General features: G+C 73.2%; 17 protein-coding genes. 12 read left to right on the top strand and 5 right to left on the bottom strand.

Annotated features, from left to right (window positions below; all coding sequences use genetic code 11):
- Positions 1-258 precede the first annotated feature (258 nt).
- The 3 genes from HHL19_RS01595 to HHL19_RS01605 are packed head-to-tail and all read left to right on the top strand — an operon-like array spanning position 259 to position 2,823.
- Positions 259-483 carry a hypothetical protein gene (locus HHL19_RS01595; protein WP_346768262.1) on the top strand — a complete coding sequence of 75 codons (225 nt, stop codon included), beginning with the start codon at positions 259-261 and terminating at the stop codon, positions 481-483.
- 1 nt (position 484) lies between these two features.
- Positions 485-2,572 (top strand): 4-alpha-glucanotransferase, encoded by a 2,088-nt coding sequence (gene malQ, locus HHL19_RS01600; protein WP_169084752.1) that lies wholly within the window; start codon positions 485-487, stop codon positions 2,570-2,572.
- Positions 2,573-2,592: 20 nt separating this feature from the next.
- On the top strand, positions 2,593-2,823 hold the full coding sequence (locus HHL19_RS01605) for a hypothetical protein (protein WP_169084754.1): 231 nt from the start codon (positions 2,593-2,595) through the stop codon (positions 2,821-2,823).
- A gap of 90 nt (positions 2,824-2,913) precedes the next feature.
- Here HHL19_RS01605 and HHL19_RS01610 read toward each other — a convergent pair whose 3' ends face one another.
- Positions 2,914-3,417 (bottom strand): MarR family transcriptional regulator, encoded by a 504-nt coding sequence (locus tag HHL19_RS01610; RefSeq protein WP_169084756.1) that lies wholly within the window; start codon positions 3,415-3,417, stop codon positions 2,914-2,916.
- Positions 3,418-3,554: 137 nt separating this feature from the next.
- Between HHL19_RS01610 and HHL19_RS01615 the strand changes: the two genes are divergently transcribed.
- From HHL19_RS01615 to alc, 4 genes are read left to right on the top strand one after another with little or no spacing between them, the layout of a single operon-like run.
- The gene (locus HHL19_RS01615) at positions 3,555-4,544 is read left to right on the top strand and encodes an EamA family transporter (protein WP_169084758.1); all 990 of its coding nucleotides are present in this window, start codon (positions 3,555-3,557) and stop codon (positions 4,542-4,544) included.
- A 5-nt stretch (positions 4,545-4,549) separates the two neighbouring features.
- Positions 4,550-5,482: a DMT family transporter gene (locus tag HHL19_RS01620; RefSeq protein ID WP_169084760.1), complete on the top strand. Its 933-nt coding sequence runs from the start codon at positions 4,550-4,552 to the stop codon at positions 5,480-5,482.
- Positions 5,483-5,505: 23 nt separating this feature from the next.
- Positions 5,506-6,432 carry a LysR family transcriptional regulator gene (locus HHL19_RS01625; protein ID WP_169084762.1) on the top strand — a complete coding sequence of 309 codons (927 nt, stop codon included), beginning with the start codon at positions 5,506-5,508 and terminating at the stop codon, positions 6,430-6,432.
- 58 nt (positions 6,433-6,490) lie between these two features.
- Positions 6,491-7,615, top strand: coding sequence for an allantoicase (gene alc, locus HHL19_RS01630; RefSeq protein ID WP_169084764.1), 1,125 nt, complete (start codon positions 6,491-6,493; stop codon positions 7,613-7,615).
- A gap of 68 nt (positions 7,616-7,683) precedes the next feature.
- On the opposite strand, the gene pepN is transcribed toward alc, so the two are convergent.
- The 4 genes from pepN to HHL19_RS01650 all read right to left on the bottom strand — a co-directional run bounded on the left by pepN (position 7,684) and on the right by HHL19_RS01650 (position 15,628).
- Positions 7,684-10,263 (bottom strand): aminopeptidase N, encoded by a 2,580-nt coding sequence (pepN, locus tag HHL19_RS01635; protein WP_169084766.1) that lies wholly within the window; start codon positions 10,261-10,263, stop codon positions 7,684-7,686.
- 142 nt (positions 10,264-10,405) lie between these two features.
- Positions 10,406-11,422 (bottom strand): aspartate-semialdehyde dehydrogenase, encoded by a 1,017-nt coding sequence (locus tag HHL19_RS01640; protein ID WP_169084768.1) that lies wholly within the window; start codon positions 11,420-11,422, stop codon positions 10,406-10,408.
- Between the two features lie 148 nt (positions 11,423-11,570).
- Positions 11,571-14,888: a S8 family serine peptidase gene (locus tag HHL19_RS01645; RefSeq protein ID WP_169084770.1), complete on the bottom strand. Its 3,318-nt coding sequence runs from the start codon at positions 14,886-14,888 to the stop codon at positions 11,571-11,573.
- Between the two features lie 197 nt (positions 14,889-15,085).
- On the bottom strand, positions 15,086-15,628 hold the full coding sequence (locus HHL19_RS01650; protein WP_169084772.1) for a CGNR zinc finger domain-containing protein: 543 nt from the start codon (positions 15,626-15,628) through the stop codon (positions 15,086-15,088).
- A gap of 136 nt (positions 15,629-15,764) precedes the next feature.
- On the opposite strand from HHL19_RS01650, the gene HHL19_RS01655 reads away from it, so the two are divergent.
- The 5 genes from HHL19_RS01655 (at position 15,765) to HHL19_RS01675 (ending at position 19,677) form a co-directional block, all read left to right on the top strand.
- Positions 15,765-16,220 carry a VOC family protein gene (locus HHL19_RS01655; RefSeq protein WP_169084774.1) on the top strand — a complete coding sequence of 152 codons (456 nt, stop codon included), beginning with the start codon at positions 15,765-15,767 and terminating at the stop codon, positions 16,218-16,220.
- Between the two features lie 149 nt (positions 16,221-16,369).
- Entirely contained in the window at positions 16,370-17,251 is an 882-nt protein-coding gene (locus tag HHL19_RS01660; RefSeq protein WP_169084776.1) for a pyridoxamine 5'-phosphate oxidase family protein, read from the top strand.
- A gap of 59 nt (positions 17,252-17,310) precedes the next feature.
- A complete protein-coding gene (locus HHL19_RS01665; protein ID WP_346768227.1) occupies positions 17,311-17,868 on the top strand; it encodes an HPP family protein in 558 nt (185 codons plus the stop codon).
- A 22-nt stretch (positions 17,869-17,890) separates the two neighbouring features.
- Positions 17,891-18,358 (top strand): NUDIX hydrolase, encoded by a 468-nt coding sequence (locus tag HHL19_RS01670; RefSeq protein ID WP_169084777.1) that lies wholly within the window; start codon positions 17,891-17,893, stop codon positions 18,356-18,358.
- Between the two features lie 149 nt (positions 18,359-18,507).
- Entirely contained in the window at positions 18,508-19,677 is a 1,170-nt protein-coding gene (locus HHL19_RS01675) for a serine hydrolase domain-containing protein (RefSeq protein WP_169084779.1), read from the top strand.
- Positions 19,678-19,685: the final 8 nt, after the last annotated feature.

The raw sequence follows: 19,685 nt of genomic DNA on the forward strand, positions 1-19,685 counted from the left end.
GGGGTTACGAGCCCACCACCCGTCGCACGGAGGTGTCAATGCGAGGGGGCGAAGTGTCGGCTTTGTCCGGTGAACCTCCGGCGAGCTGTCGCCCTTTCGCCACGTCTCACCGGTAAAAGGGGCAAAGGCAGGCGCGGTGGGTAGGGCTCAGTTGTCCCACCCCGCGGACGCCGGCCACCAGCCGCGCGCCCGGCCGCCCGTCGACACCAGACCCGGGAGACCCCCGTGACCACGACCGCCCGCCAGTCCTCCGAGCGGATACGGATCCCGCGCCAGGCCGCCTCCGGCGGACCCGCCCCGGCCACCGGACCGCTGACCAGCGAACCCCCGAGCGCCGGCCCCGCGCCGCTGACCAGCGAGCCCCCGCTCGCCGGCGCCGCGCCCCTCACCAGCGAGCCGCCCCTCACCGGCGCGGCACCCCTCACCAGCGAGCCCACCGCCGCCGCGAGCCGGTGCGGCACGGAGCAGCCCCCCGGAGTGTGAAGTGACCCTGGCCCGCCTCGCCGCCCGTCACGGCGTCGCCACCGCGTTCAGTCCGTCCGAGGGCGTCACCACGCCCGTGCCCGAGTCCACCGTGGTCGCGGTGCTCGGCGCCCTCGGGGTCGACGCGACCACCCCGGAGGCGGTCGCCGCCTCCCTCGGCGCGGCGGAGCGGGCCGACCGGGAGCGGCTGCTCCCGCCCACCCTCGTCCGGCACACCGGCGACGGCCCCGTACGCCCCCCGGACGGGCTGCCCGGCGGGACCCTGCTGCGGGTCACCACGGAGTCGGGCGCCGTCCACACCGGCGGCGACTGGGAACGGCTGCCGCTCGGCGTGCACACCGTGGACGCCGAGGCCCCCGACGGGCGCACCGCCCGCACCACCCTGATCGTCGCCCCGCCGCGCGTCCCGGCCCCCGCCACGCGCGCGTACGGCCTGCTCGTCCAGCTCTACTCGCTGCTCTCCGAACGCTCCTGGGGCATGGGCGACCTCGGCGACCTGCGCGAACTCGTCTCCTGGGCGGGCCGCGCGCACGGCGCGGGCTTCGTCCAGGTGAACCCGCTGCACGCGGGCGTGCCGGGGGAGCCCTCGGACCCCTCCCCGTACCGCCCCTCCTCGCGGCGCTTCCCCGACCCCGTCCACCTGCGGATCGAGCGGATCCCCGAGTACGCCCACCTGGGCCCCGGCCACCGCGAGGAGCTCGACCGGATCCTCGCCGCCGCCGCCGAACTCCGCGAGAGCGTCCTCGGCAAGGGCACCGCCATCGACCGGGACGCCGTCTGGGCGCTCAAGCTCCGCGCCCTGGAACTCCTCGCCACCGTCGAGCTCGGCCCCGGCCGGCGCGCCGACTTCCACGACTTCCTCGCCGAGCGCGGCCGCGCCCTGGAGGACCACGCCACCTACCAGGCCCTCGCCGAACTCCACGGCCCCCACTGGCGCTCCTGGCCCGAGGCACTGCGTACCCCCGAGGGCGCCGCGTCGGCGGTCCGCGCCGACGCGGTCCTCGCCGCCCGGGTCGACTTCCACTGCCGGCTCGCCTGGCTGACGGACCGGCAGCTCGGCGAGGCCGCCGACGCGGCCCGGGAGGCCGGGATGGCGGTCGGGATCGTCCACGACCTCGCCGTCGGCGTCCACCCGGAGGGCTCCGACGTCTGGGCCCGGCAGGGCGACTTCGCCGCCGGGATGTCGGTCGGCGCCCCGCCCGACGCCTTCAACTCCCGCGGCCAGGACTGGGGCCTGCCGCCGTGGCGCCCCGACGCCCTCGCCGCCGCCGGCTACGCCCCGTACCGCGGCCTGCTCCGCGAACTCCTTCGTCACGCGGGCGCCTTGCGCATCGACCACGTCATGGGCCTGTTCCGGCTGTGGTGGGTGCCGGAGGGCCGGGAGCCCGTCGAGGGCACCTACGTCCGGTACGACGCCGAGGCGATGCTCGCCGTCCTCGTCCTGGAGGCGCACCGGGCCGGCTCCCTCGTCGTCGGCGAGGACCTGGGCACCGTCGAGCCCGGCGTCCGCGAGGCCCTCGCCGCGCGCGGCGTGTTCGGCACCTCCGTGCTCTGGTTCGAACGGGACTGGGCGGGCGGCGGCGCCCCGCTGCCGCCCGAGGCGTGGCGGGCCGACTGCGTGGCCACCGCCACCACCCACGACCTGCCGTCCACCGCCGCCCGGCTCTCCGGCGACCACGTGCTCCTGCGCCACCGGCTCGGGCTGCTCCCCGGCGACCTGGCCCGCGAGCGCGCGGCGGACGCGGCGGAGACCGCCGAGTGGCGCGCGGCCCTCCAGCGGCTCGGGCTGCTCCCGGAGGGGCCGGGCGGCGAGGAGGCCGAGATCCGGGCCGTCCACCGCTTCCTGGCCCGCACCCCGGCCCGGATGGTGGGGGTGTGGCTGCCGGACCTGGTGGGGGACCGCAGGCCGCAGAACCTCCCGGGCACCTGGGACGAGTACCCCAACTGGCGGCTGCCGGTCGCGGGCCCCGACGGACAGCCCGTCACCCTGGAGCGGATCGCCGCCTCGCCCCGCGCGCACGCCCTGCTGCGGACCGCCGCCGAGGGGGTCGGAGCCCGTACGGCACCCCCGGGCGCGCGGTCCGTTTAGGTGTTCGCTACTTTGGCACCGTGGACAAGAAGAACGCCCTGCGCGCCGGCGCCGTCGCGGCCGGTACGACGCTGATGATGCTGCTCATGTCGTCCCCCGCGCTCGCGCTGACCCGCGACGACGGTGACGACCCGGCCCCCAAGCTGGAGGTCATCGAGACCCTCGGCCTGTTCGTTGCGGCCCCGCTGGTGCTGTTCCTGGTCATCGCCGGCCTGGTGATGGTCCTCGACAAGTCCCGCAAGAAGGCGTAACCGCAGGGGGCGCGACCGCCCCTCCGTCCGTTTCCGAGGGCGCCGCACGGCCACACCGGCCGTGCGGCGCCCTCGTGCGTCCAGGCCCGGTCAGGTCGTCGCGAGCAGCTTCCGCAGCAGCCCGGCCAGCTGCTCCGCCTCCTCCTCGGTCAGCGCGCCCTCCAGCGCCTCCCGCTGCTGCGCGAGGCCCGCGCCGACCGCCTGGTCCACCAGCTCCCGGCCGCGCTCGGTGAGCGTGACGCGCAGTGCGCGCCGGTCGTTCGGGTCGGGGCTGCGGGTGAGCAGCCCGGCCTTCTCCAGCTTGTCCAGGCGCCCGGTCATGCCGCCGGTGGTGATCATCAGGGTGGCGGTCAGCTCGCGCGGCGAGAGCGTGTACGGCTCCCCGGAGCGGCGCAGGGTCGCCAGGACGTCGAACTCCCCGAGTGCCATGCCGTAGGGCGCGTACGCCTTGTCCACCTTGCCGCGCATGGCGGCGGCCAGCCGGTAGATCCGCCCGAAGACCGCCATGGGGAGCGTGTCGAGATCGGGGCGGACCACGGCCCACTGGGCGGTGATGGCGTCGACGGGGTCGTGCGTGGGCGGCTGCGTGTTCATGGCCTCAGTGTTCCGCTCCTTCTCGGTCGATGGCAAGAAAGCCACTTGCAAGTAAGTAGCTTAGTGCTAAGTTAATTACCGCCAAGTCAGTCGCGCTCCGGACCGCCGGGGCGCCGCGCTCCAGGGGGAGACCTGTCATGTCACGCAAGGCCGCCGTCGTCGCGCTCACCGCCCTGGCCCCGATCTCCTGGGGCTCGACCTACTTCGTGACCACCGAGTTCCTGCCCGCCGACCGGCCGCTCTTCACCGGCCTCGTGCGGGCCCTCCCGGCCGGCCTGCTGCTCCTCGCGCTGACCCGCAAGCTCCCGACCGGCGCCTGGTGGTGGAAGTCGGCGGTCCTCGGCGCCCTCAACATCGGAGCGTTCTTCCCGCTCCTCTTCCTCGCCGCCTACCGGCTGCCCGGCGGTGTCGCCGCCGTCGTCGGCTCGGTCGGCCCGCTCTTCGTCGTCGGCCTCGCGGCCCTCCTCCTCGGCGAGAAGCCCACGACGAGGACCCTGCTCACCGCCGTCGCCGCGGCCTTCGGCGTCAGCCTCGTGGTCCTCAGGGCGGGTGCCGCCTTCGACCCGATCGGCGTCGGCGCCGGACTGCTCTCCTCGCTCTCGATGTCCGCGGGCGTCGTCCTCACCAAGCGCTGGGGCCGCCCCGAGGGCGTCGGCGCGCTCGCCCTCACCGGCTGGCAGCTCACGGCCGGCGGCCTGGTCATCCTCCCCGTCGCCTTCCTCGTCGAGGGCGCCCCGCCCGCCCTCACCGGCACCAACCTCGCCGGCTACGCCTACCTCGCCCTCGGCAACACCGCGATCTCCTACTTCCTCTGGTTCCGCGGCATCGAGCGGCTGAGCGCCTCCTCGGTCACCCTGCTCGGCCCGCTCTCCCCGATCACCGCCGCCGTCATCGGCTGGGCCGCCCTCGGCCAGGCCCTCGGCCCGGTGCAGGTGCTCGGCATGGCGATCGCCTTCGGCGCCACGCTGGCGGGCCAGCTGGCCCCCGCCGCGCCCAAGTCCGCCGTCACCGCCTCCGCTCCCGCCCCCGCTCCCGCTCCCGCTCCCGCTCCCGTATCGTTCAGTTCTACTGAAAAGAACGGTCTGGAAGTTTCGATGGACCTGGAGGTTTCGGAGGTGCGACGGTAGCGGACATGACCCTCACCACCGCCCGCCACCCCACCACCGCGACTGAAGACGCCACCCGGAGGCCGGCGCCCGCCAAGGGCGCCGGTCCCGGTCTGCTCCTCGCCCTCCTCGCCACCGTCGTCTGGTCCGGCAGCTTCGTCGCCACCCGCGACATGGCCGACACCGTCCCGCCCGTCCAGGCGGTCTTCTGGCGCTGGACCATCGCCCTGCTCGCCGTCGCCCCGCTCGCCGCCCGCGCCTTCTGGCGGCAGCGCGCCCTCCTCCGCCGCCACCTCGGCCACACCGCCCTCGCCTCGCTCTTCGGCGTCGCCCTCTACAACACCCTCGTCCACCAGGCCGGCCTCACCACCTCCGCCACCCACATGGGCATGATCATGGCCGCCTCCCCGGTGATCATGGCGGTCTACGCCCGGCTCGGCGGCGAACGCCTCGGCGCCCGCCGCCTCCTGGGCATGGCGATCGCCGTCCTCGGCGTGCTCCTCCTCGTCGGGAAGGGCTCCCTCGCGATCGACCTCTCCGCCGGCGACCTCTGGATGTTCGCCGCCGCCGTCTCCTTCGCCTCGTACAGCGCCCTCCTCAAGCGCCGGCCCCCGGAGATCGACGGACTCGCCTTCCTCTTCACCACCTTCGTGCTCGGCACGCTCATGCTCGCCCCCGCCTACGCCGCCTCCCTCACCGTCCAGGGCGGCTTCCCCGTCACCCCCGGCACCGTCGGCCCCCTCCTCTACATCGGCGTGCTCTCCTCCGCCGTCGCCTTCCTCTCCTGGAACAAGGCCGTCTCCCTGGTCGGCGCCGCCCGCGCCGGAGTCGTCTACCACCTCCAGCCCGTCTGCGTCGCCCTCCTCTCCCACGCCCTCCTCGGCGAGGAGCTCGGCCTCACCGGCGGCGCCGCCATGGCGCTCATCCTCGGCGGGGTGGCGCTCGGTTCGGCCCGGTGAGCGGGGCCGGATAGGTTGCGCCCATGACCGAGTGGGACATCAAGAAGCTGCACATCCTGCGCACCCTGCGGGACCGGGGCACCGTCACCGCCACCGCGGAGACGCTGCTCATGACCCCCTCGGCCGTGTCCCAGCAGCTCACCAACCTCGCCAGACAGCTCGGGGTGCCGCTCCTGGAGGCCCACGGGCGGCGGGTCCGGCTCACCGACGCCGCCCACCTCGTCCTGCGCCACGCCGAGGCCGTCTTCGCCCAGCTGGAGCGCGCCGACGCCGAACTCGACGGGTATCTGCGCGGCGAGGCCGGCCAGGTCCGGGTCGCGGCCTTCTCGACCTCCGTGCCCGCGCTCCTCGTCCCCGCCGTGCGCCGGCTCCGCACCGCCCACCCCGGGCTCGCGGTCCGGATCCGGGAGGCCGAGGCGGCGGAGGCGTACGAGCTGCTCACCGCCGGCGAGGTCGACCTCGCCCTCTCGCTCGCCGCCCACGCCCCCACCGCGCGCGACCCCAAGTACACCCGGCTGCCGCTGCTCGCCGACCCCCTCGACATCGCCCTGCCGGCCGGCCACCCGCTCGCCGACGCCCCGGGCCTCCGCCTCGCCGACCTCGCCGCCGAACCCTGGATCTTCGGCGGCTCCGGACCCTGGTCCGAGATCACCACCGCCGCCTGCGAGGCCGCCGGCTTCGTCCCCGAGCAGGCCCACAGCGCCTCGGGCTGGACCGCGATCCTCGCCATGGTCGAGGCCGGGCTCGGCATCGCCCTCGTGCCCCGGATGGCCTCCGCCGACCGGCGCGGCGGCACCGGGGTCGTCATGCGGGTGCTCTCCGCCGACCAGCCGCGCCGCCACGTCGTCGCGGCCGTCCGGCGCGGCGCCGAGGACGGGCCGGCGGTCGCCCGGGTCCTCGCCGCGCTCCGCCAGGAGGCCGCCGCCCGCCAGACCGTTCAGCGGAACTGAACGACACCGTCGAAAACATTCGATGGACCCCGGGCCCGAGGCGCGCGACAGTCGGACCATGACCGGAACCGAGGACACCCAGGACCCGCACGCCAACGACGCCGCCCCCTACGGTGGAGGCGACCCGTACGCCGACTACCGCGCCGGCGACTTCCCCTTCACCGAGCTGGTCGACCTCGCCGACCGCCGCCTCGGCGCCGGTGTCGTCGCCGCCGACGACGAGTTCTTCGCCGAGCGCGAGAACCTCCTCGTCCGCGAGCGGGCCGTCTTCGACCCGGAGCACTTCGGCCACAAGGGCAAGATCATGGACGGCTGGGAGACCCGCCGCCGCCGCGGCGCCGACGCCGACCACGTCTTCCCCGCCCCCGAGGACCACGACTGGGCGATCGTCCGCCTCGGCGCCCCCGGCGTCATCAAGGGCCTCATCGTCGACACCGCCCACTTCCGCGGCAACTACCCGCAGAAGGTCAGCGTCCAGGCCACCGCCGTCGAGGGCACCCCGAGCCCCCAGGAACTCCTCGACGCCCCGTGGGAGGAGCTCGTCCCGCCCACCCCCGTCCGCGGCCACGCCGCCAACGGCTTCACGATCGACAGCGACCGCCGCTGGACCCACGTCCGCCTCTGCCAGCACCCGGACGGCGGCATCGCCCGCCTCCGCGTCCACGGCGAGGTACTGCCCGACCCCGAGTGGCTGGACCTCCTCGGCACGATCGACCTGCTCTCCGTGCTCAACGGCGGGTCGTACGAGGACGCCTCCGACCGGTTCTACTCCTCGCCCACGCAGATCATCCTGCCCGGCACCTCCCGCAAGATGGACGACGGCTGGGAGAACCGCCGCCGCCGGGTCCGCGGCACCAACGACTGGGTCCGCTTCCGCCTCCCCGCCCAGGGCGCCGTCCGCGCCGTCGAGATCGACACCGCCTACCTCAAGGGCAACTCGGCCGGCTGGATCGCCCTCCACGGCCGCAACGGCGACACGGGCGAGTGGTTCGAGATCGTCCCCCGCACCCGCCTCCAGCCCGACACCCTGCACCGCTTCAAGCTCCCCGCCCACGCGGTCGTCACCCACGTCCGGCTCGACGCCTTCCCCGACGGCGGCGTCGCCCGCATGCGCCTGCACGGCTCCCTCACCGAGGAGGGCGCCGCCGACCTGCGCGCCCGCTTCGACCGCGCGAGCCGGTAACCCCCGGGCACGGCGAAGGGGCGCCCCCACGGGGGAGGGACGCCCCTTCGCCGTACCGCCCTACGGCGCTACTTCGCGGCCGCCGCGTCCGCCGCGCGGGCCTTCAGGGCCCGCTCGACACCGGCGCGCGACTCGGTCACCAGACGGCGCAGGGCCGGGACCGGGTCGTTGGCCGCGATCCAGGCGTCCGTGGCCTCCAGCGTCTCCTCGGAGACCTGGAGCGTCGGGTAGAGACCGACCACGATCTGCTGGATCATCTCGTGGCTGCGGGTCTCCGCGACGCGCTTGATCGACGCGAAGTACTTCTCCGTGTACGGGGCGAGCAGCTCGCGCTGGTCGGCCTGGACGAAGCCGCCGATCACCGCCTCCTGCACCGCGTTGGCCAGCTTGTCGTCCTCGACGACCGCCGCCCACGCCTCGGCCTTCGCGGCCTCGGTCGGACGGGCCGCGCGCGCCGTGGCCGCGTGCCGCTCGCCGGCGGCGGTGCGGTCCCGCTCCAGCTCGGCCGCGATCTCCGGCTCGTCGAAGCGGCCGGTGGCCGCGAGCCGCTGCACGAACGCCCAGCGCAGCTCGGTGTCGACCGCCAGGCCCTCGACGACCTGGCCGCCGTCGAGCAGCCCGGCCAGCACGTCGAGCTCGGCGTCCGTACGGGCGGTCGCCGCGAAGGCCCGCGCCCACGCCAGCTGGTGGTCGCCGCCCGCCTCGGCCGCCCGCAGCTGCTCCTGCGCGAAGGCGCCCCAGCGGGCCAGGCCCTCGGCGCGCCACTCCGGCGCCGCGTACAGGTCGAGGGCCGCCTTCACCTGGCGCTGGAGCGACTGCACCACGCCGATGTCGGACTCCTTGGCGATGCCGGAGAGCACCAGCTCCAGGTAGTCGCGGGTGGCCAGCTCGCCGTCCCGGGTCATGTCCCAGGCCGAGGCCCAGCACAGGGCGCGCGGCAGCGACTCGGCGAAGTCGCCGAGGTGCGCGGTCACGTTCTGCAGCGACACCTCGTCGAGGCGGACCTTGGCGTACGACAGGTCGTCGTCGTTCAGCAGCACGACCGCCGGGCGGGACTTGCCGATCAGCGCCGGCACCTGCGTCAGCTCGGCCGCCTCGATGTCCAGCTCCAGGCGCTCGCCGCGGACCAGCTTGCCGGCCGCGTCGAGGTCGTAGAAGCCGATCGCGATGCGGTGCGGGCGGAGCACGGCCTCGCCCTTGGCGCCGGCGGGCAGCGCCGGGGCCTCCTGCTTCACCGCGAAGGCGGTGATCGAGCCGTTCTCGTCGGTCTCGATCTCCGGGCGCAGGATGTTGATGCCGGCGGTCTCCAGCCACGCCTTCGACCAGGTCTTCAGGTCGCGCCCGGAGGTCTCCTCCAGGGCGCCGAGCAGGTCGCTGAGGCGGGTGTTGCCGAAGGCGTGGCGCTGGAAGTAGGCCTGTACGCCCTTGAAGAACTCGTCCTGGCCGACGTAGGCGACGAGCTGCTTGAGGACCGAGGCGCCCTTGGCGTACGTGATGCCGTCGAAGTTGACGAGCACGTCCTCCAGGTCGTTGATCTCGGCCATGATCGGGTGCGTCGACGGCAGCTGGTCCTGGCGGTAGGCCCAGGTCTTCTCCGCGTTGGCGAAGGTGGTCCAGGCGTTCGGCCAGCGGGTGCCCGCGACGGAGGCCTGGCAGGCGACCGACGTGTAGGTGGCGAACGACTCGTTCAGCCACAGGTCGTTCCACCACTCCATCGTCACCAGGTCGCCGAACCACATGTGGGCCAGCTCGTGGAGGATGGTCTCGGCGCGGCTCTCGTACGCGGCGTCCGTCACCTTGGAGCGGAAGACGTACTGGTCGCGGATGGTGACCGCGCCCGCGTTCTCCATCGCGCCCGCGTTGAACTCCGGCACGAACAGCTGGTCGTACTTGGCGAACGGGTACGCGTAGGCGAACTTCTCCTGGAACCAGTCGAAGCCCTGCCGGGTCACGTCGAAGATGTGGTCCGCGTCGAGGAACTCGGCCAGCGAGGGGCGGCAGTAGATGCCGAGCGGGACGACCTGCCCGTCCGGGCCCTCGTACGCCGAGTGCACCGAGTGGTACGGGCCGACGATCAGGGCCGTGATGTACGAGGAGATCCGCGGCGTCGGCTCGAAGGCCCACACCCCGTCCTTCGGCTCCGGGGTCGGAGAGTTGGAGATGACGCTCCAGCCCTCCGGCGCCTTCACGGTGAACTGGAAGGTCGCCTTCAGGTCGGGCTGCTCGAAGGAGGCGAAGACCCGGCGCGCGTCCGGCACCTCGAACTGGGTGTACAGGTACGCCTGGCCGTCGACCGGGTCGACGAAGCGGTGCAGGCCCTCACCGGTGTTGGTGTACGCGCAGTCCGCGACGACCTTCAGCTCGTTGCGCCCCTGCTTCAGGCGGGGCAGCGCGATCCGCGAGTCGCGGAAGACGGCGGCGACGTCGAGGGAGTGCCCGTTGAGCACGGCCTCGTGCACGGCGGGGGCGACGAGGTCGATGAAGCTCTCGGCGCCCTCCTCGGCGGAATCGAAGCGGACGGTGGTGACGGACCGGTAGGTACCCCCACCCTGCGCACCCGTGAGGTCCAGTTCGACCTCGTACGCGTCCACGGTCAGCAGCGCCGCCCGCTGCTGGGCCTCTTCACGGGTCAGGTTCGTACCAGGCACCCGGTCAACTCCTCGGTTTCGTGACGTTTGGGCCATCCTTCCACGGGGTGTGTCGCAGACGCACGGCACATTTCCCAGGGCGAACACGCAAGAACGGCGGCCGTCCACCCGGATGGCCGCCGTTCTTCGCGTGGAGGCGGGGTCAGCCCTTGAGCTCGGCCGCCACCAGCTCCGCGATCTGCACCGCGTTCAGCGCGGCGCCCTTGCGGAGGTTGTCGTTGGAGAGGAAGAGCGCGAGGCCGTTGTCGACGGTCTCGTCGACGCGGATGCGGCCCACGTACGAGGCGTCCTTGCCGGCCGCCTGGAGCGGGGTCGGGATCTCGGACAGCTCGACGCCCTCGGCGTCCTTCAGCAGCTCGTAGGCGCGCTCGACGCCGATCGGGCGCTCGAAGCGGACGTTCACCTGGAGCGAGTGGCCCGAGAAGACCGGGACGCGGACACAGGTGCCCGAGACCTTCAGCTCAGGGATCTCCAGGATCTTGCGGGACTCGTGGCGGAGCTTCTGCTCCTCGTCGGTCTCGAAGGTGCCGTCGTCGACGATCGAGCCGGCCAGCGGGACCACGTTGAACGCGATCGGACGCTTGTAGACGGCCGGCTCGGGGAACTCGACGGCCTCGCCGTCGAAGGCCAGCCGGTCGGCCTGCTCGGCCACGGCACAGGCCTGGGTGCGCAGCTCGGCGACACCGGCCACGCCCGAGCCGGAGACGGCCTGGTAGGTGGTGGCGATCAGCGCGGTGAGGCCGGCCTCCTGGTGGAGCGGCTTGAGGACCGGCATGGCGGCCATCGTGGTGCAGTTCGGGTTGGCGATGATGCCCTTGGGGCGGTCCTTGATCGCGTGCGGGTTGACCTCGGAGACGACGAGGGGGACCTCGGGGTCGCGGCGCCAGGCGGAGGAGTTGTCGATCACGACGGCGCCCTGGGAGGCGACCTTCTCGGCGAGGGCCTTGGAGGTGGCGCCGCCGGCGGAGAAGAGCACGATGTCCAGGCCGGTGTAGTCGGCGGTCGAGGCGTCCTCGACCGTGACGCCGTCCACGACCGTGCCCGCGGACCGGGCGGAGGCGAAGAGCCGCAGCTCGTCGACCGGGAAGTTCCGTTCGGCCAGGATCTTGCGCATGACTGTGCCGACCTGACCGGTGGCTCCGACGATTCCGACCTTCACGGGGATTCCTCCGTACGTTTGTGCAGGGTGGTGCGTTCCATGATGCGTATCACCCGTAACGCCTTGTCCAATCCTTTGTCCGAGGACCGGGACGAGAAAGGGGCGGACGCCGGTTCCGGCGCCCGCCCCCTCATGCGTGATCGCGGTGCTACGGAGTGACGCCGCCGATCAGGACGCTGCCGGTGCCCGCGACGGTGTCGCGCGCGTTGAGCAGCTGGACCTGGCCGAAGAACTGGCGTCCCTCGGGGGCCGGGGCGCCGACGACGACCTCGGCCGGGACCTTGGTGGTCGCGCCGTTGGCCAGCGGGTACGTCTTCGTCTCGTCGACCTTCACGGTGCCGAGCGCGGACGAGTAGTAGACGTCCTTGTAGTCGTAGGTCGTGCCGCCCTCGGCGTGGACCGCGTAGCCGTCGATGACGACCTCGTAGGTGCCGGCCTTCGGCTTGACGAGGGAGACGGACTCCTCCGAGTCGCCGTCGGCCGACTGGCCGACCTTGACGCCGTCGAGGAGCACGGTCAGGTCGAGGTCGGCGGCCTTGTCGGAGGTGTTGCCGATCGCGATGTCGAGGCGCTCGACGCCCTCACCGATGGTGACGGTCTTCGTCTGCGTCTCGTGGTGCTGGATGGTCGGCGTCTCGACCTTGGCCGAGCCGAGCGAGCCGCCCTTCAGCTTGCCGTCGATGCCGGCGAAGCCGTTGGTGACGGTCCACTCGACGGCGGCCGGGGTGCCGACCTTCGCCTCGGCGACCGTCTGGACGGCCGGGTCGAAGGAGGCGCCGAGCACGGCGACGTCCAGCTTGTACGGGTTGTCCAGGTACGGCGAGGTGCGGCGCGACTCGACCTCGATCTCCCAGACGCCGGGCTGCGGGTTGGCGTACGACCGCAGGTCCGGACGGCAGGTGTTCGCCGGGTTGTAGTGCGGGTAGCAGTTGATGGTCGAGGTCGAGTCGACCGGGACGCCGTACGGGTGAATGGCGATGAACCGGGTCTGGCTCTTGCCCTTCAGGCCGCCGATCGCCACCTCCAGGGAGGTCGCGCCCGCCGGCACGGTCACGAAGTACGACTTGGTGCTGTTGCGCTGCACCGAACCGGCGGCGGAGAAGCCGTAGCCGGGGGCGACCAGGTCGCTCGCGACGACCGAGGTGGCCATGATCTGCTTGTCGACGCCCTCGGTGCGCCAGTCGTCGGCCTCCAGGATCACGCTGTGCACACCGGCGGTGCGCGGCTGGGCCTGGAGCTTGACGGTGACCGGCTTGTTCAGCGGCAGGGCGACCCAGCGGCTCCCGAGGATCCGGAACGTGCCGTCGTTGTACTTGAGGTCGAGCTCGTGCCAGAGGGTCCGGTCCGGGCCGCTGGTGCGGGTGACGGTGACGTCGTAGACCTTCTTCTGGCCGACCTTGAGGCCGCCCTCGCGGTCGTACACACCGGTGCCGGTGTGCGGGGCCGGGAAGATCACGGTGTCGACCGGGGCCTCGACCTTGTAGGAGTGGGCGGTGGCCCCGTCCTTGATCGACTCCCAGGCCTCGACGATGTCGATGAGACCGGCGCCCTGCTCGTGGGCCGCGACACCCTTGATCCGCTTGGCGGTCGAGGTGAGCGCGGTGCGCAGGGTCAGCGGGGAGAGCTCCATGCCGCGCTGCTTGGCGGCGGAGAGCAGCAGCGCGCTCGCGCCGGCGACCTGCGGGGACGACATCGAGGTGCCGTTGAGCATGCCGTAGCCGGCGGGCAGCGCGTAGCCGGCCTCGGCGACGCCGGAGCCGGCCTGCCAGGTCGGGATGGTGTTCACGGCCGAGCCCGGGCCGGTGATCACCGGGGCCGCGCCGCCGTCCTCACGCGGACCGCGCGAGGAGAACGGGAACATGGCGTACTTCTTCTCGACGGCCGAGCCGTAGTTGGCGGCCCAGGTCGACCGGGAGACGGCCGCGCCGACCGAGAGGACCTTGTCGGCCAGGCCGGGGTCGCCGATGGTGTTGGTGCCGGGGCCGGAGTTGCCGGCCGAGATCACCAGCTGCACGCCGTACTCGTCGATGAGACGGGTGTAGAGGCGGGCGCGGACGTTGTCGCCGTCGTTCAGCGCGGGCAGGCCGCCGATCGACATGTTGACGATGTCGACGCCGCGGTTGACGACGAGGTCGACCATGCCCTCGGTGAGGGCGGTGTTGGTGCAGCCGCCGGTCCAGGTGCACGCGCGCGAGGAGACGATCTTCGCGCCGGGCGCGGCGCCGTTCATCCTGCCGCCGAAGAGGCCCTTGGCGGCGGTGATGCCGGCGACGTGGGTGCCGTGCGAGGACTCGACGAGGCCGATGTTGACGAAGTCGCGCTTCTGGCCGACCCAGGAGCCGCCCAGCGGGTCCATCGGGACGTCCTTGCGGATCTCCACGACGAACGGGGTGCGCTCGGCGACCTCGGTGGCCGGGTCGTCGGTACCGAAGTAGCCGATCTGGTACCCGTCCTTGTACGGCTTCATCGGCTCGTTGTCCGTGAAGTCGCCGTTCTGGTCGGTGTCGACCCGGACGGTCCCGGCGGCCGGGTCGTACAGCATGCCGAAGACGTCGGTGGTGTCGCCGTCGCGGTTGATGTCGCCGGCCGGGTCGCCGCCCGCGGTGACGGACTCGCTGAACCGGCTCCACTGGTAGGAGCCCTCGGGCGCCTTCCAGGACTGCGAGGCGGCGGTGAAGACCGGGCCCGTGACCGGGGTGACCTGGGCGCGCCAGGTGGCGTCGCCCTCGGTGAGCGGGTCCGTGGCGGTCACCCAGTCGACGATCTTGCGCTCGCCGGTGGTGGTCTTCTGCAGGGCCGGGTGGGCCAGGTCGACGCCCGAGTCGAGGATGCCGATGGTCACGCCGCGGCCGTCGGCGCGCGGGTGGTCCTCGACGAACTCGACGGCGCCCGTCTCGTGGGACGGGTTGTACGGGTTCTTCGCCGGGGTGGACTTCGACGGCGCCGGGTACGTCCGGGTCACCGTGGTGCCCTCGACGGCGCCGGAGACACCGGCGTCGGGGCGCGGGTCGTCCAGCTCGATCTCGGCCTGGAGGTCGACCGACTGGACGGCGGAGAGCTTGGTGGCCGCCTTGATGGCGGCGTCGGCCTTGCCGGTCGGCAGGGTCGCGCGGACGTAGCCGAGCTCGTCGTTGCGGTTGCCGACCGAGGCGCCGGGGACGGCGTCCAGCTGGCCGGCGACCTGCTCGGTCGCGCCGGGCGCGGTGGCGACCAGGATCGTGACGTGCGGCTCGCCGGCGGCCTCGGCCTCGGTCAGGCGCTGCGCGTCGATGGCGCCGAGCTTGTCGGCGGGCTCCGCGGTCTTCACCGGGGGAGTGGTGGCCGCCGGGTCGTCGGCGGCGAGGACCGGTGCGGCACCGGCCGCGACGAGCGCGGTCACCAGGCCGGCGGCGGCGGCAATCCTGGCCGCTCGTCTCGTCCCGGTCGAGCGCCCGGGTATGGAGCTCTGGGTTTCGGGGGTGGTCATTTACATCCCTGTTGTGAAAGGAGACAGTCCGGAATCCGGTACCGGATGACCGCTCAGCCTTTCGCAAGTGACAGGGTTTTGTGGAGAGTTCCTGGAGCGCATGTTGTGTCCATGGCGGACATCCGCCACCGCGCATCCTCCGCCACAGAGCACGAATCGCCCTCAATGAGGGCGATTCGACGGGTGGTTCCCCGCTCTCACTGCTCCTTGGTGCGGGCGTAGTGCCGGGACGCCTTCGCGCGGTTGCCGCAGGTCGCCATCGAGTGCCAGCGCCGGGTGCCGTTCCGTGAGGTGTCCAGGAAGTGCAGGATGCACGCCTCGTGCGCGCAGACCCTGATCCGGTCCGGCGCGGTCCGCAGCAGGTCGAGGTAGTCGCGGGCGGCCGTCCACCCCGGCCCCCACGCCGGATCGGCGAACTCGGCGCGCTCGCCGGGCCCTTCGGCGGTGAGCTCCGCGCGGATCCGGCCGTGCTCCAGGACGGCGTCGACCCGCGCGGTCGCGCCCGGGTCGCCGGGCCGGTCGACCAGCGCCTTCAGCGCCTCGCGGGCGGTACGGGTGTGGCGGAGCGTGGCCTCGTCGGCGGCGAACCGTCCGCCGAGCCCGTTGGCCGCGAGCCAGACCGCGAGCCCCTCGACGCCGGCGAGGAGGTCCTGGGGCTCCCCCTCTCTCATCCACCGGGTGTTGAGCAGGTCCAGGGAGAGGGGTTCGCCGGTCAGCGGCCGCGGGTCGGTGACGGTCATGACGGGCGTCCTCCTCGGCCCCGGGGCGTTCTAACCCCTCAAGCGTACGTGACGGGTTGCGCCTGGAGAGTTCTAACCTCTAAAGTCGAGTTAAGCGGTTAGCCCGAAGGGGGCGACCGGAAACGAGGGGACCGTCATGTCCGCGATCGGCACGCTGAACACGGCACACATCGGCATCAACGTCACCGACCTGGACCGCTCGCTCCGCTTCTACGGGGAGGTCCTCGGCTTCGAGACGATCGGCGTCGGCGACGCCGACGGCCGGCGCTACGCCTTCCTCGGCCAGGACGGCCGGCTCACGCTCACCCTCTGGCAGCAGGCCGAGGGCGGATACGAGGCGAACCGCGCCGGCCTCCACCACCTGGCCTTCGAGGCCGAGTCCATCGAGAAGGTCCGCGAGGCCGAGGCCGCGCTCAAGGCCCAGGGCGTCGCCTTCGCCTACGACGGCGTCGTCGCCCTCCGCGAAGGCGCCACCGCCGCCGGCATCTTCTTCCACGACCCCGACGGCACCCGCCTGGAGATCAACGTCCCCAAGGGCGCGGAAGGCGCCCAGGCCCCGAGCGCCACGGCCCCCACCTGCGGCTTCTTCTAGCCGCCCCCTCGGTGTGGGCAGGCGTTCCGCTTGGGGGTCCCCCTGGACGAAGTCCTTGGGGGAGGAACGGGTGGGCACACCGCCGAACGCGCCTCCCGCGCTCAGGGGCTGTCCCGCACCCAAGAACCCGCACCCACCTGGAGCCCGCCATGCAGACCGCGTACCACCACGGCTCGGTAGCCGTACAGGAACGCCTCGGCCTCCGAGACGCCGCCGCCCACATCGCCCCCAGCATCCGCCCCGGCATCCGTCCGGTCGCCGCCGCCTTCCTGGAGCTCCAGCCCATGCTGGTCCTGGGGGCGGCGGCCCCGGACGGCCACGTCTGGGCGAGCCTGCTGACCGGCGCCCCCGGCTTCGCCCGTGCGACCGACCCGCACGCGATCTCGGTCGCGGCCGCACCCCGCCCCGACGACCCGCTCGCGGAGGTCCTGACGACCGAGACCCCCGTCGGCACCCTCGCCCTGGACCCCCGCACCCGCCGCCGCATGCGCCTCAACGGCACCGCCCGCCCCAGCGCCCGCGGCCTCCTGATCGAGGCGGAGCAGGTCTTCGCCAACTGCCCCAAGTACCTCCAGAAGCGCGAGCTGTACGCCCCCGATCCCGCCGGCCCGGGCCCGCTGACCGCCCACCGGGGCGACGCGCTGACGGAGGCCCAGCTCGCCGCCGTCCGCGCGGCCGACACCTTCTTCGTCGCCACCGTCGGACCGGACGGCGCCGACGCCAGCCACCGCGGCGGCAACCCCGGCTTCGTCCACACCGAGGGCCCCCGCGAACTCCTCTGGCGGGACTACCCCGGCAACGCGATGTTCCTCACACTCGGCAACCTGGAGACCGACGAAAGGGCGGGTCTCCTCTTCCTGGACTGGGAGACGGGCACGACCCTCCAGCTCAGCGGCCGGGCGGAAACGGTATACCGTTTGGAGGAGCGGTTCGTCCGCTTCCGGGTCGACAGCGTCGTCGAGACCCCGGCCGCCAGCCCCCTGCGCTGGTCCACGCCGGAATACTCCCCGGCCAATCCGACCACCCCCTGATCACGCACCCTGCCCTGCCGCCCGCACGCGGACTCCCGATCCCCGATCCCGAGGAACCCGTGACCACTGCCACCCAGACGATCGCGGCCACCGCGCCCGCGCCCGCGACCGTCCCCGCACCCGAACCCGCCCCCGCACGCCGCCCCGGGCCGCCGCCCCGGCCCCGCCCGGTCGCGGTCCTCGTCGCCACCGGCACCAGCACCGCCGCCCTCCTCCTGCTGGTCGCCCTCGGCACCGTCCTGCACCACCCGCTGCTCATCCCGCCGCTCGCCGCGAGCATGGCGCTGGTCGCCGCCTCCCCGGACCTGCCGCTCTCCCAGCCGCGCTCGGTCGTCGGCGGCCAGCTCCTCTCCGCCCTGGCCGGCTTCGCCGTCCTCGCGGTCGCGGGCCCCGGCCTGTGGAGCGCGGCCGTCGCCGGCGGGCTCGCCCTCGGCGCGATGATGCTCGCCCGCGCCCCGCACTCCCCGGCCGCCGCCACCGCGGTGATCGTCGCCCTCGGCAGCCCGCCGTTCTGGACCTTCACCGGGCTGCTGCTCGCCTCCTGCGCGGTACTCGTCGCGGTCGGCCTGCTCGCCGCCCGCGCCACCCGCCGTACGTACCCCGTGTACTGGATCTAGCCATCCCCCTAGCCTGCTGCGCATGAAGCAGGAGCTGCGGGTGGCGGCCTACGCCGTAGTCGTCCGGGACCACGAGATACTGCTCGCCCGCTGGGTGGCCAGGGACGGCACCAAGCGGTGGACGCTGCCCGGGGGCGGCATGGAGCACGGGGAGGAACCCGTCGGGACCGTCGTCCGCGAGGTCGAGGAGGAGACCGGGTACACGGTCGAGCCGACCGCCCTCCTCGGCATCGACTCGATCATGCGCCAGTGGATCGCCCGCATCGGCGCGCCCGGCTCCTTCCAGGGGCTCGGGATCCTCTACGAGGCCCGGATCACCGGCGGCGAACTCCGCAACGAGACCGGCGGTTCCACCGATCTCGCGGCCTGGCACCCGCTGGACTCCGTGCCGGACCTGCCCCGGGTCGAACTCGTCGACATCGGGCTCGACCTGTGGCGGGAGCGACCCCCCGTGGGCCGCTCCCGCCTCGCGGGCCCGGCGAACGGCTGAAAAGAGCTCAACCGTCCCACCGCCGCTCAACCTTCCCCGCACCCCCCGTGGTCCTCCCCGCCGACCACACCGGAACACCGGAACACCGGAGACGCCGGAACCACCGGCTCACCGGCTCACCGGTTCACCACGGAACAGGGGAACTCCGCATGGCCACCGCCCGCACCGCCCGTACCGTCGTCGCCACCGCCCTCGCCGCCGGTCTCACCGTCACCGCGCTCGCCGCGCCCGCCCTCGCGGCCGGCCCGGCGGCCCCCGCGGCCCCCGCGGCCGCCGCGAAGAAGGACCACGCGGCCACCCAGGCGGCGCTCCGGGCCGCCGTCGTCGACGGCGTCCCCGGCGCCGTCGCCCAGGCCCGCGTCGGCGGCCGTTCCTGGACCGGCACCGCCGGCGAGCGCGGCGGCGACGACCGCTTCCGCGTCGGCTCCATCACCAAGACCTTCGCCGCCACCGTCCTCCTCCAGCTCCAGGCCGAGGGCCGTCTCGACCTCGACGACCCGGTCGAGAAGTGGCTCCCCGGCGTCGTCCGCGGCAACGGCCACGACGGCCGGAGGATCACCGTCCGTCAGCTCCTCAACCACACCAGCGGCATCTACAACGTCACCGCCGACCCCGTCTTCCAGGAGAAGGTCTTCGGCCCCGGCTTCCTGGAGCACCGCTACGACCGCTGGACGCCCGCGCAGCTCGTCGCCGTCGCCATGGAGCACGCCCCCGACTTCGCCCCCGGCACCTCCTGGAACTACTCGAACACCAACTACGTGCTCGCCGGCATGGTCATCGAGAAGGTCACCGGACGCCCCTACGGCAAGGCCGTCGAGAACCGGATCATCAAGCCCCTCAAGCTCCGCGCGACCAGCGTCCCCGGCACCGACCCGACCATGCCGAACCCCAGCTCCCCCGCGTACTCCACGCTCTCCGCCGACGGGAACGCCCCCGTGCACGACGTCAGCGAGCTCAGCCCCACCCTCGCCTACGCCGCCGGCGAGATGATCTCCGACTCGCGCGACCTCCAGACCTTCTACCGCGCCCTGTTCCAGGGCCGCCTGCTGCCGAAGGCCGCCCTGCGGGAGATGACCACGACCGTCGACCTCTCCGAGCATCGCCTCGGGGCGGGCTACGGCCTCGGGATCATGAAGCAGAAGCTGGACTGCGGCAAGGAGGTCTGGGGCCACGGCGGCGGCATCCACGGCTCGCTCTCGGAGGCGTACACCACCCGCGACGGCCGGCACTCGCTCGCCGCCAACATCAACGCCGACTGGACCGGCGACACCCAGGCCATCATCGAGGGCGAGTTCTGCGGCACCTTCCCCGAGAAGTAGCTCACCTG

Source organism: Streptomyces sp. R302, assembly GCF_012927245.1.
GTDB lineage: Bacteria > Actinomycetota > Actinomycetes > Streptomycetales > Streptomycetaceae > Streptomyces.

Excerpts from the sequence above, each read along its gene's own strand:
- HHL19_RS01615 (WP_169084758.1), top strand. The coding sequence starts at position 3,555 with ATGTCACGCAAGGCCGCCGTCGTCGCGCTCACCGCCCTGGCCCCGATC.
- HHL19_RS01655 (WP_169084774.1), top strand. The coding sequence starts at position 15,765 with ATGTCCGCGATCGGCACGCTGAACACGGCACACATCGGCATCAACGTC.
- HHL19_RS01620 (WP_169084760.1), top strand. The coding sequence starts at position 4,550 with ATGACCCTCACCACCGCCCGCCACCCCACCACCGCGACTGAAGACGCC.
- HHL19_RS01650 (WP_169084772.1), bottom strand. The coding sequence starts at position 15,628 with ATGACCGTCACCGACCCGCGGCCGCTGACCGGCGAACCCCTCTCCCTG.
- HHL19_RS01645 (WP_169084770.1), bottom strand. The coding sequence starts at position 14,888 with ATGACCACCCCCGAAACCCAGAGCTCCATACCCGGGCGCTCGACCGGG.
- alc (WP_169084764.1), top strand. The coding sequence starts at position 6,491 with ATGACCGGAACCGAGGACACCCAGGACCCGCACGCCAACGACGCCGCC.
- HHL19_RS01670 (WP_169084777.1), top strand. The coding sequence starts at position 17,891 with ATGAAGCAGGAGCTGCGGGTGGCGGCCTACGCCGTAGTCGTCCGGGAC.
- HHL19_RS01660 (WP_169084776.1), top strand. The coding sequence starts at position 16,370 with ATGCAGACCGCGTACCACCACGGCTCGGTAGCCGTACAGGAACGCCTC.
- HHL19_RS01610 (WP_169084756.1), bottom strand. The coding sequence starts at position 3,417 with ATGAACACGCAGCCGCCCACGCACGACCCCGTCGACGCCATCACCGCC.
- HHL19_RS01675 (WP_169084779.1), top strand. The coding sequence starts at position 18,508 with ATGGCCACCGCCCGCACCGCCCGTACCGTCGTCGCCACCGCCCTCGCC.
- HHL19_RS01625 (WP_169084762.1), top strand. The coding sequence starts at position 5,506 with ATGACCGAGTGGGACATCAAGAAGCTGCACATCCTGCGCACCCTGCGG.